The 12,433-nt window shown below is 48.4% G+C and carries 11 protein-coding genes; 10 read left to right on the forward strand and 1 reads right to left on the reverse strand.

Features of this window, described 5'->3' with window-relative positions:
• Positions 1-102: 102 nt before the first annotated feature.
• Positions 103-2,367, reverse strand: coding sequence for an FAD-dependent oxidoreductase (locus tag ACE3K2_RS08225; protein ID WP_421888811.1), 2,265 nt, complete (start codon positions 2,365-2,367; stop codon positions 103-105).
• Between the two features lie 152 nt (positions 2,368-2,519).
• On the opposite strand from ACE3K2_RS08225, the gene ACE3K2_RS08230 reads away from it, so the two are divergent.
• The 10 genes from ACE3K2_RS08230 to ACE3K2_RS08275 all read left to right on the forward strand — a co-directional run bounded on the left by ACE3K2_RS08230 (position 2,520) and on the right by ACE3K2_RS08275 (position 12,271).
• The gene (locus ACE3K2_RS08230) at positions 2,520-3,287 is read left to right on the forward strand and encodes a helix-turn-helix domain-containing protein (RefSeq protein WP_421888812.1); all 768 of its coding nucleotides are present in this window, start codon (positions 2,520-2,522) and stop codon (positions 3,285-3,287) included.
• Positions 3,288-3,476: 189 nt separating this feature from the next.
• Positions 3,477-5,333: a cache domain-containing sensor histidine kinase gene (locus ACE3K2_RS08235; protein WP_421888813.1), complete on the forward strand. Its 1,857-nt coding sequence runs from the start codon at positions 3,477-3,479 to the stop codon at positions 5,331-5,333.
• A 23-nt stretch (positions 5,334-5,356) separates the two neighbouring features.
• Positions 5,357-6,208, forward strand: coding sequence for a response regulator transcription factor (locus tag ACE3K2_RS08240; RefSeq protein WP_421888814.1), 852 nt, complete (start codon positions 5,357-5,359; stop codon positions 6,206-6,208).
• Between the two features lie 169 nt (positions 6,209-6,377).
• On the forward strand, positions 6,378-7,694 hold the full coding sequence (locus ACE3K2_RS08245) for an ABC transporter substrate-binding protein (protein ID WP_421888815.1): 1,317 nt from the start codon (positions 6,378-6,380) through the stop codon (positions 7,692-7,694).
• A 211-nt stretch (positions 7,695-7,905) separates the two neighbouring features.
• Positions 7,906-8,787, forward strand: a complete 882-nt coding sequence (locus ACE3K2_RS08250; protein WP_421888816.1) for a carbohydrate ABC transporter permease — start codon at positions 7,906-7,908, stop codon at positions 8,785-8,787.
• 91 nt (positions 8,788-8,878) lie between these two features.
• A complete protein-coding gene (locus ACE3K2_RS08255; RefSeq protein ID WP_421891082.1) occupies positions 8,879-9,700 on the forward strand; it encodes a carbohydrate ABC transporter permease in 822 nt (273 codons plus the stop codon).
• Positions 9,701-9,833: 133 nt separating this feature from the next.
• The gene (locus tag ACE3K2_RS08260; protein WP_421891085.1) at positions 9,834-10,307 is read left to right on the forward strand and encodes a GyrI-like domain-containing protein; all 474 of its coding nucleotides are present in this window, start codon (positions 9,834-9,836) and stop codon (positions 10,305-10,307) included.
• A 102-nt stretch (positions 10,308-10,409) separates the two neighbouring features.
• Positions 10,410-10,958, forward strand: coding sequence for a glutathione peroxidase (locus tag ACE3K2_RS08265; protein ID WP_421888817.1), 549 nt, complete (start codon positions 10,410-10,412; stop codon positions 10,956-10,958).
• Positions 10,959-11,022: 64 nt separating this feature from the next.
• Positions 11,023-11,886, forward strand: coding sequence for an AraC family transcriptional regulator (locus tag ACE3K2_RS08270; RefSeq protein WP_421888818.1), 864 nt, complete (start codon positions 11,023-11,025; stop codon positions 11,884-11,886).
• 133 nt (positions 11,887-12,019) lie between these two features.
• A complete protein-coding gene (locus ACE3K2_RS08275; protein WP_421888819.1) occupies positions 12,020-12,271 on the forward strand; it encodes a hypothetical protein in 252 nt (83 codons plus the stop codon).
• Positions 12,272-12,433: the final 162 nt, after the last annotated feature.

Here is a 12,433-nt window from a genome sequence, read left to right on the forward strand (position 1 = left end):
ATCCTCCTTTTGGTTTGGAATTCAATTCCATGAACAGGATGTAGAAAAAGAGGCAGCCTCCTGTATGATTTGCAGACACTGTCTGCTGGTAACTTTAATTGGTTAACGAGTTGGCTCCGCATATGCCCGAATCTCGATTAATTCGGCATAACTGCTGCCATTGGTGGCATCAATCATGATTCTCAGAGCCTGAACTGACACAGGCACATCCAGGGAATGAATGACTTTTCTTTTGCGGTTTTCCGTTACATTTACAATCTCGATCCATTCCCCAGACCCGCTCCATACCTCCACCCGATAATCACGCACAAGTTCAGGCATCACACGGAATGCAGTCTGATGGTGATGCAAATTAACCAGATCCTCGTTGACATCATCATTAAACGTCAGGTGAAGTTCAGCCAAAGTTTGTGGCTCTTCCCATGTCAATTGCACCCATTCCGGCTTGCCAGACTGCATCGGCTGCGACATCCACTGCTGTGGCCCACCGTAAGGGCGATGATAACCGTTGATCGTGTTGTCTGCTGAATAGGCAGAAGTCTCAGCGAGGGGACGACAGCAGAAGGGCTGACGTGCCAACCCTTGCATGGACCACAAGACAACAGGCTGATCCGTGGCGTGATCCTCCAGATTTTTGGACACGTGGTTTTCTTCTGTTTTGAAGAAGATCAGCATCCCGCTGTGTGCTTCTGTCGAATGGTAGAGTGAGACGGCTTTATTGGAGCGGATGATTATAAAAGCATTCTGCGGTTCTTCCGGTCGCCATTCGAGCGGAAGCTTCACCCACTGCCTAGCCCCGGTTGTAACGTTAACAGTCGCCGTAACTTGTAACGAATGCGGGACATAGTTCTCCTTACGCCCCGTATCCCACAGCTCTACCGTCAGCGCGGTATCGCTGGATGCATCCAGCAGCAGCTCCAGGCCGCTGAGCAGTGGATGCACAGGCAGCAGCAGGGCAACATCCGTACCCAGCGGGTACGTCTCGCCAGGCTGCTCCAGAGCGATGCCCGTCAGCGTGCTGGAGGCTGTAGCCTTGGCACGCCGGGCCAGATCCAGCTCATCGTGGCTACGCACCCCGATGATGGAAGCGTCCTGCCGCAGCAACGTCTGCTGCAGCGCCGCAAGATGCCTCGCGTGCAGCTCGCGCGGCGACACCCCCATGGCCGCGCAGAGCGCTGCGCCCGTACCCGCGGCTTCGCCGATGACCGCGCATGTGGCCATGACGCGGGTCGTGCCGAAGGCGACATGTGATGCACTGATGTCGCGCCCGGCCATGAGCATATTCCGCACATTGGCGGAATATAACGAGCGGAACGGCACGTGATATACGCCGTCGGCATGCATATGCTTCGAGCCGCTCGCTTCGGCGTACATGCCCTGCGGGGGATGCAGGTCGATGGACCAGCCGCCAAAGGCAACGGCATCCGGGAACTCCCGCTGGCTAATGATATCGTTCTGGGTGAGCACATAGTCACCCGTGAAGCGGCGGTACTCCCTTTTGCCAGGCAGCGAACCAATCCACTCCAGCGTCATATGATCGGCATCAAACTTGCCGGAGTTCTTGATATAGTCCCAGATCCCGTAGATTACGGACCACAGCTCATCACGGATCAGTTCATTGTCATGAACCGTGTCATGTTCACCGCCCCATTCAATCCACCAATAATGACAACCGGAATCCCCGCTGCGAATGACCCGGCGAATCGGAATACTCGTCTGTGTGATATCCTTGGCAAAAGAAGGCGGGATATAGCGGACGGGGGTACCCGTATCCTTGGTATAAAAGAGCAGTGTACTGCCCAGCGTGATCTGGTCGGCCACCTCCGGTGCCCATTCTTCACCATATTCGCTGCGGGCTTCCCGGCCGAGTGCAAACTTGGCACCTGCCAGAAAACCAACCAGTCCATCACCTGTACAGTCCAGATAGATCTGACTCTCGAATCGGATTTTGCGCTCAGAGCCCATCATCCACCCGGTAACAGAGGTGATCATACGTTCTTCGCCATCTCCAGTGGCCTCAACTTCATGGACATCCGTGTTCAGGTACAGGCTGATGTTGGATTCAGCTCGAACGGCTTCCAGAATGACCAAGTCCCAGAGATAAGGATTGCCCTCCGGATTACGATACTGATTCTCTACAAACAGTTCCCCCATGATGCCAGTCTCGCGGGCGTAGCGGTTAATCCCGTGGGCGGTAGCCCCGCAGACCCACACACGTACTTCACTGCTGGAATTACCACCGAGTACAGGACGATTCTGCACCAGAGCGACCTGTTGGCCCAGCCGGGCAGCAGATATGGCAGCGCATACGCCAGCAAGCCCGCCCCCGATAACGGTGATATCCGGTTTAACGAGTTCATGTTTCATACAAACACCTCTCTCATTGAATATGGATAAGCCTAAGCTCAGATTTTTTATTTCATATCTATAATTTCATAATAGTTCTATATATTTACTTTTCAAATACACTATATTATCATCGAGCATATACTTTATTTCATAACAAAGGCAGGTGTGTCATGGAGCTTCTTAATCACATCTACTGGAAGAAGAAAGCTGAATTTGCTCTGGCAGAAGATATCTACGATGCTTGGGTGGTCTTTGCCGTGGAGGAGGGCGTATTTCGTTACGAGATTGATGGACAGACCGGAGAGGCGGGTTTTGCTGATCTGGTGTTGTGCCCACCCCACGTTCCTTTTCGCAGAGAGACGGCAACCCCGCTGACATTTCACTATATGCTGTTCCGTTGTAACTCCGCAGATGCTGAGAACCTCCTGCCGCCAATCGGAAGATCCCTCATTAATGATACGAAGCGTCTGGCTTCTACCTATGCCTATCTGCGTCTGGCGAGCGAGGACAACGATGAGGCTACAAGAGGATGGAAAACCCATCTGATGATAGATTTGTGGCGACTGTACCAATGGGAGCGCAGACAGAGCAGACTAATGGAAACGAAGTTCACGGAGGATGCCCTCATGGCTGAAGCGGCAGTGTTGTTGGAGGAGTGGGCCGGAGAGGCAGTAAGTCTTCGAACGTTGGCGGAACATCTGGCGTTGAGTCCGGTCCAGCTTACCCGAAGGTTTCGGGAGGCCTTTCAAGAGACACCATCTGATTATTTGAAAGCGATTCGTCTCAAAAAAGCAAAAGCCTTGCTGGCAGATAGCCGCCTGACCCTTACACAGATTGCCGAGAGATGTGGATATGAGAACGGTTTTTATCTGAGCCGTGTATTTTCGTCCACCATAGGAATCAGCCCCTCGGAATATCGGAGACGACATCAAGTGTAAGGTAAAAGTCCCATCCAACCAAGCAACCACCATTCATTCATCCATTCATTCAATCGAACTATCAATCCATCAATTTTTTTCGAACACCAATAGAACAGATCTGTGCATCTCACAGGGATGCAGGCAACGAATATCACAAATCCATGCAAATCAATCAACTGCGGCTGTAAATGGCAGGGTGGTGCTATAATGGGGTCATTAATTGCAGGGGAGCGAGCCAAAGGAATGAAGAAGCCACATTGGAAGAGTTGGTTGCCACAGCGGCTCAGGTACCGCCTGTTCGGTGCGTTTGTAGTGCTGATTCTCTTGCCGTTCAGTGCATTAAATGTCTACAATTATCAGCAGATTGAATCGTTGGTGGAGCAGAAAATCAGTGAGCAGAGTCATGAGCAGCTTGTCCAGATGTACCGATCACTGGAGGACCAGATGAGCATTGCCTTCAAAACGCTCATTTTTCTGGAACAGGATTCCGCGGTAAGAAGTGTGTTAACCTCCCCGGACAGTCGTACGCCCCTTGAGAACAAGTCACTGGTGGAAGAAAAGTTCAAAATGATCAACAACAGCTTTTTTCTATATAATCCTTCGGTGTACTTTACCTTGCTGGATTTTTATGATAGCGTTTACACTTCGTATTTGCCGAAAGAAGCACTGACTTATGGCCCCTATCTGGAACAATTCCGTGATCGGCTGGGGGAGATAACCATTCCACAAGGCGGTGCGAAGTCACAACCGATTCAACCGGAAGAACTCTTCTATCGCTGGGATGCACGGGATACCAATCCTGTGCTCAGGGAGTTATCCTCCAGCCCGTATCTGTTGTCGCTGTATGCCTACATGAAGGATAGCGGCGGCAAGCGATATGGATTGGCACGAATTAGCATCGATTATTCCTACTGGTTCCAAACCATGCTGAAGGATTCACAGAGCAACCAGGAGTATTACCTTATTACAGGTAGTGGAGAGACCATAGCCAGTTCATCCAAAACAGCGTCGCTTTCCCCGGACGTTACGCGTGAAATAGCTCTTCATCCGGCACAGGCTTATCTGACCGATCCAGCCTCGGATACGTTAATTAACTACGTGTACATCGAGTCACTGGATTGGTATATGGTGAATCGCATTCCGCTTTCCATTCTGTTTACAGAGATATCCGAGCTTAAACAGCGTTACTTTCTGACCTTTTTTGGTTTCACAGGCGCATTTGTAGTGATGGCTTTTATGATTTCGGCAACGTTTACGCGCCCTTTGTCGCACTTACAGAATAAGATGAAGGAAGTTGTACGCAAAAACCTCAAGATTCGTATTCCCGAAGGCCGCAGCCGTGGGGAAGTACTGGAACTGACACGTACGTTTAATACGATGCTGGATGATGCCAATCAGATGATTAACCGACTCAAGGCGGAGGAACGCCAGAAGGAAGCGGTACATTTTCATATGCTCCTGGCCCAGATGAATCCGCACTTTCTCCTGAATACATTGAATACAATGAAATGGAGTGCGATCCGCAGCGGGAATGAGGAGATCTCCGAGATGTGTGTTTCCTTGGGCAAACTTCTGGAGGTCAGCCTGAACTCACAGGTCGAATTGGTATACCTGAAGGATGAGATCGAGTTGGTTCAGGCCTACCTTCATATCCAGCGGATTCGATACCGCGATAGTTTTGAGGTCACTTGTGAATTTGACGATACACTGGAATATGCGTTGGTGCCCAAGCTGAGTTTGCAGCCACTGGTGGAAAATGCCATTCACCACGGTGTGGGGCCACTGGAACAGCTTGGTCAGATCCACATCGGAATTTATAGGCAAGACACAGGCATGTTGATGCTGGAGGTAGCAGACAACGGAGTTGGAGTGGTGGAATCCCGGCGTCAGCAGACGACTCGCACGCGTCCGGGAATTGGTCTGTCCAACCTCAGGGAACGATTGCTGTTATTGTTCAAAGGCCAAAGTAAACTTGAAGTGATCGATACCGAGCCAGGGACATTAGTGAGGTTCAGCATTCCTTTTTTATTGTCAACGCCTTACGTACAGAAGCGATCAGACTAGCGGACTGGAGAGGGGAATCTGGCATGTGGAAGGTATTGCTTGTAGAAGATGAGGTGTTTGTACGCGAGTCGGTGCGAGAGATTATTTCCTGGGAGGAGCTGGGCTTCACGGTCATCGGAGAATGCGGTAACGGGACCGAAGCGCTGGCGATGATCTTACAGGATACACCCGATCTCGTGCTGACCGATATTGTCATGCCAGGCATGGACGGTCTGGAATTACTCAGGCAGACTCGTCAGGCCGGGTTGAAAACCAAATTTGTCATGCTCACCTGCATGGGGGAGTTCGAATATGTACGTCAAGCGATGGAATACGGAGCTTCGAATTATATTCTAAAGCTGTCGATGAGTGTGAATTCACTGCGTGATACACTCCGCAAAGTAAGTGCGGAACTGGGAGCATCGGCTGAAGCCCGCACAGAGACAGCGCATCATGAAGTGGCATCGTCCACACCGGTTCTCACGTTATCGCCTGCTTCGTCTAATTCCCTTACCGTCTCTTCCTCACCGCCGTCTGAGACGGACCTTCCGTTCACACCTGTTCGTGAGCCGGTTGTGAAACATCCGGAAATTAGCAAAATAATTGAGTATATCGGACAGCATTACGATCAGGACATTACCGTCAAATCCATGTCACGGTATGTGATGATGGGCGAGAATTATGTGAGTGCTTTGTTCAAAAAGAAAACCGGTCATACCCTGATTCATTACCTGCATGGGGTACGGATGGAGAAAGCAGCTGAATACTTGCGCGAGACGGATCTTCCCGTACAGGAGATTGGTTACCGGGTAGGGTTCGGAAGCGATAATTATTTTATCAAAATATTCAAACGTTGGACCGGTTGCACGCCCAGCCAGTACCGCCACCGCTCGTGACTGACAGGATGAGTAGAAGGAATATGTGTACCCGAGTGTTTAGACAAGGAAGGGTAAATCCGTATTTTTGTTCAATTCGGATCATGGATATGTATCTTATGAACCCAGCAAGGTCCCTGCTACGATGTAACGGAAGGTACACTTCAATTCAGGGAGGTCATGTGACCAGATGAGAATCAGAAAAGGATTAACAGGGTTAATCGTAGGTGCGCTGATGCTGGGCTTGCTTGCCGGCTGTGTTGGTAAAAATGAGACGAACGGTGGAGATAACGGAGGTGGAGCGGCAGCGGGAAAAGTGAAGCTCACCATGTGGGGCGCGGTGCCGCCCGAGAATGGTCCGCAGGAAGTCGTGGATACCTGGAATGCGGAGCATCCGGATATTCAGGTGGAGTATGTGCGGTTTGTGAATGATGATGATGGCAACCTGAAGCTGGATACAGCGCTGTCCACCGGTCAGAACGTTGACCTGTATGTCAACTATACCCTCACCAATCTGGATAAACGCATTAAAGGCGGGACCGCACTGGATCTGGGTGAGTTCACCGACTACAACATTGATGAGAAAATGGGTGAAGATGCGGCTTCCTGGAAAGTGGACGGAAAATATTACGGGATGCCGACCAAGAAAAACGCTGCCTTCTTCGCCTTAAACATGAAAGCGCTTGATCAGGCGGGGCTGAGCGTACCAACAGCCTGGACTTGGGATGAAGCCCGTGAGTATGCACTCAAGTTGAAAGATGCTGGCTTCAAGTATGGATTGGTGCAGCATACCGCTTCCTATGTGGACCCGCTCGATTCCGTTCTGGTGAAGAACGGTTATGTTAAGGCAGACGGAACTTCCAACCTCGACGATCCCCTCGTTACCAAATGGTTGGAGACGTTGAACGGAATGATGAAGGAGGATGCAACCACCCCACCACTTGGTGAGCAGCTCACTTCCAAAATGCCGGTGGAGAACATGTTCCTTGCCGGTGAGTCTGCCATGATTAATATCGGCGAATGGCTGATCCGCACTTCGAACAACATGACCGAGTTCCCTCGGGATTGGAAAATCGCCTTTGCCCCTGTACCGAGACTGGCTGCACAGGAAGCAGATATGGTGAAGAGTGGGGGACTGGGTGACTTTATTGCCATCAATTCCAAGTCGAAAAATAAAGAAGCTGCATGGGAGTTCCTGAAATGGTACGCCGATGGGGGAATGATGCCGATGGCTGCTGGTGGACGTTTGCCTTCCTCGAATGCGGTCGATCAACAGACGGCTATTGATCATCTGCTTGGCGATTATGCCGATTCTTATGACAAAGAGTCACTGGAATTTGTGTTGTACGGTGATAAGACACCTACGTTTGTCCGCAGTATTGCGCAAGAAGTGGTCGATCTGCGTGCACAGGAGTATGAAAAGTTCTTCCTTGGGAACCAGACTGCCGAAGTTACGGTACAGAACATGGTCAAACGTCATAATGACTGGCTGAAGCAGAATCAATAGAATGCAAAAGTGTTGAGTCGTAAGACCGTCCCTATCGGGGCGGTTTTTTTTCTATATAAGTAATAGAACAATTCCATGTTATTATCCTTCCGAAAGTCACTGCCAAAATACATATATCTGTGATATCAGGAACGGGGTTATGTTCCTTAAATGTTAGAGGACATCTTGTTATGCTTAATTCCAGAACAGATGTTAAGGAGTGGGGGAGCATATGCATAAATCCTGGATGAAACGGCAGAGCAGGCTCGGGTATCTGTTTATTGGACCCAATATGATTGGCGTGCTGTTGTTTTTTATTATACCGGCTGTCTATTCGTTCTATCTCATGTTCACGGATTACAAATTCATGAGCCAGGAAACGAATTTTGTGGGGTTGGACAATATCCGCCGAATGATGAATGATGATCTGTTTGGGGTGGCTCTTCGAAATACATTTGTATTTTTGTTGGCGGTTCCCATATCGATGGGATTGGCGTTTATTGTGGCGGTGGCGCTGAACAAGTCGGTGTACTGGCAAAAAACGCTGCGTGCCCTCTATTTCATGCCCTATATTACCAGCGGTGTTGCCATCGCCTTTGTTTGGATGCTGCTGTTCCAGCCAACGTCGGGGCCGATCAACGGTTTTTTGCGGGGAATCGGTATTACGAGTCCACCGGGATGGTTATCAACAACCGAATGGTCCATGTACGCAATTGATATCATCTGGATCTGGTTCATGCTGGGTTACAACATGATTATTTATCTGGCAGCTTTGCAGGAAATCCCGGAGGAATTGGTTGAGGCTGCACGAATTGATGGAGCCCGCCCCTGGCAGACGATACGCCAAGTAATCTGGCCGCTTGTAAGCCCGACTACCTTTTTGCTGCTGATTACAGGGCTGATTATGACCATCAAAAATTTTGGTATTATTCAGGCCATAACTCAGGGTGGGCCGGGGAACAGTACAACCGTACTGTCACTTTTTATCTACCAGAACGCCTTCCGGTATTACGAGATGGGATACGCTGCTGCCATTAGCTGGGCGCTCTTTGCCATCATCATGATCTTCACTGTATTGCAGTGGCTTGGTCAGAAACGTTGGGTTCACTATTAAGGAGGGGGGGATCGTAATGGAGAAATTAAATGCTGCGAACGTGAAGCCTATAGTTCCGCAATCACCTCAAGTTAAAGTCCGCAGGGAGTCTATGACCCAGATTCGGAAGATCATACTGACTTTACTGATGTCCGGATTTGCTTTGCTGATGATTATGCCGTTTATCTGGATGATCAGCACGTCGTTCAAATCTCCTGCGGACGTCTTCACCTATCCGATCCAGTGGATACCCTCCAGCCTGAACTGGGAGCATCATATCAAGGTGTGGAGTGGGGCGAATACCTTTGCGACGTATTATCTGAACTCGTTGAAAATATCGCTAATTAGCACGATTGGAGCTGTATTTCTTTCGGCGTTTGCAGCCTATGGCTTTGCGAGGATTCAATTCAAAGGTCGGGAGACACTGTTCCTGATTTATCTGTCGATGATGATGGTGCCGCCGCAGGTGCTCTTTGTGCCCAAGTTTCTGATGTTTGAATGGGTCGGCATATATAATACACATTGGGCTTTGATATTGCCCGGAATGTTCACGATCTTTGGGGTGTTTATGCTGCGACAGTTCTTCCTGTCGGTGCCTTCAGAGATTTCGGAAGCGGCGTTCATCGACGGTGCCGGTCACCTGCGCATATTCTTCAGGCTTGTTCTGCCCTTGGCGAAGCCGGCGCTGGCTACCCTGGCGATCATTGATTTCTCATGGCACTGGAATGATTATGAGAATGCGCTTGTGTTCCTGATCGACAAAGACCTGTACACCGTGCCGCTTGGACTGCAGAACTTTATTCTGGAGAACAATGTCGACTACAACGGCATGATGGCCGCTGCCACAGCTGGCATTATTCCAATGATCATCGTCTTTCTGGTGGGTCAGCATTATATCATCCAGGGCGTGGCCGGAAGTGCTGTGAAAGGCTGAAGCTGTGATCACTGCCTCCCATAATATTACCCTTTTGCTGAACGAGGAAATTTTGGCGGCAGAAGGGTTTTCTGTTGAAAAGCAGAATTAATCCATGATCTGAGTTTATCCATTGGAGGCGATTTTCTTGGAGATGAAAGTTGTTACTTTGCCTGCTTTTCACGTTGTAGGATATTTAATCGAAGCGACTGTAGAAGAATTCGAATCCGGGCTGGGCAAAAGCCACTACCATAAGCTAGTTGAGAGAAAGAAGGAAATTCAACATCGAAAAAATGACAATGTCATGTTGATGCAGATGTATCCGATGAATGAGGATTTTAACGCGAAGGTCGATAAGTTCACACATCTGATAGGATATGCAGTAACCAGTTTGGAGAACGTTCCATCCGAGATGATAAGTCATGACGTCCCTGACAGCCAGTATGTGACGTGCACCCATCGAGGGATCGAGTCAGAGATTGGTGATACATATGATTATATATACGGACAGTGGTTTGATGAGACGGGACATGAACCGAAGTTTTATGACTTTGAAATTTGGGATGAGCGTTATCAACCGGAAAGTGTCAGCAATGAGATTGATATATATGTAGCTTTGCAATCATAATCTCGGCAATCTTTCCGCAATACAATAGGGCTAACTTCGTATATAATATAAAATCATATGATGCTGTATGACTACATAACTATCGCGAGGTGCACTAGACTTATGCCAACCATCTACGACTTTACCGTAACCCGAACCAGTGGAGAGCGATTCCCGCTCTATCAATATGAAGGAAAACCTGTGCTCATCGTAAACACGGCAAGCAAATGTAAATATACACATCAGTTTGATGACATGCAGAAGCTGTACGATGAGTACAAGGATCAAGGACTTCAGATCATTGGTTTCCCGTGCAACCAGTTTGCCGAGCAGGAGCCTGGAAGCAGTTCGGAAGCGGAATCCTTCTGTCAAATTAACTATGGTGTGAAATTTCCGATGTTCTCCAAACTGGATGTGAATGGAGAAGCGGCGCACCCGCTCTATGACTTTTTGAAAAGATCTGGACCTTTTGCCGGCTTTGATGAAACGGATATACAGGCCAAATTATTGAAATTGATGGTGGCTGATAAAGCACCAGAATGGTTACACGGCGATGCAATTAAATGGAATTTTACAAAATTCCTGATTGATGCAGAGGGTCATGTAGTCAGACGTTTCGAACCGATCGACTCCATCGACGAAATTCAGGAGAGTATTAAGCAGCTTCTATAATTTCACTTTCATATATCCTACAGGGGCATGACACGAATCGTTCCCTCTTCCGAACAGGAGGTGCATGAATGTGCCGAGCATGATGCAATTTAGTGCTTCACTGGAGTATAGTTACCGTTCCACCAGTACGTTTGATCCGGGCAAGTCAGATGGATTTCATTCACATCCACATTATGAGATTTATTATTTTCATGAGGGAGAATGTACGTATATTATAGGAGACCGGGTATACAACCTGGAGCCAGGTGATCTGGTGTTAATGCATGGCTTGACTCTTCATCGACCACATCCGAAGCCCGGCAGTACTTATGAGCGAAGCACATTGCATTTTGATCCATCTGCCATTCGCAGCAGTCTGCATCCGGACCGTTTGGTTGAGGTGCTCAGGCCATTCGAAGAACTCCGAAATTGTCGGGTCAACCTGACGGGAGATAGTCGCTCCGAGTTCGAAGCTTTATTGCAAGACCTTCATCGGCTGTCTCAAAGTGAGAGCACTTTCAGACAGGAGCGCATGAATGTGAGATTGTGTGATCTCTTGTATTTTGTAGCAGAGATCTGCCAGGGCGATGTCGAAGAACAACTTCCTTCATCGGAGAAGGAGCGGCATATCCAGCATATTATTCGTTATGTGGATACCCATTATATGAAGGATATTGGTCTGGATGATTTGGCACTGGAATTACATCTATCCAAGCCATATCTGGCAGGCATGTTTAAGGAAATGACAGGTTTGACGATATTCAAATACCTGTATGACCGTCGCATTAATCAGGCAAAGCTTTTGTTTCAGTTCCAACCGGAGATCACCGTGACAGAAGCAAGCCGCTTGTCCGGCTTCAAACGCCTTTCCCATTTTAGTCGGATGTTCAAACAAAGTGTGGGATGTTCGCCGGATCTGTATCGTACCCAATTGCATCGCCAATCATAGTCCTCTGTGAGCTGACCAGCTTGTCTGGTTGGCTTTTTTTGTTGATTTTCGTTCGAGCAATGTCTTTCGTTGTGTTTAGAGGGCGTGCATAAAAGGTAAAGAAAGGTAATGAACCCAGAGGAGGCGATTATGAATGAAACAGCGCACACCGGATCAGAATAACAGCGATACCCGTCAGGATCAATCCCGTGACAATCCCGAACAATATAAGACAGAGCATGAAAGTCTGCTTGACCAATATGAAGAAGAACAGACTGTAGATCCAATTCCGATGGAAGATCTGAATATGGAGGCTCAGGAAGAGAAGAATAAGGATCAGACGAAAAGCAACTCGTCTACCGAAGAGAAATATCGGGCGGATTATCGCAAAAAGGCGAGCGAGTGAAGGTTAATCCCGATGGCTGATTTGAAATACTGATTTGAGCAAAAAAGTGTCGTTTATTGTCGAAAGTATATTTAGTGAAAATAAAATAGTTTGTTGACTAATGTATGTTACTATATTATAGTTACTATGTTGGCAAATGAATAAAAAATTTGGGAGGCGAAT

The sequence above is a fragment of the Paenibacillus sp. genome (assembly GCF_048976745.1).
GTDB lineage: Bacteria > Bacillota > Bacilli > Paenibacillales > Paenibacillaceae > Paenibacillus.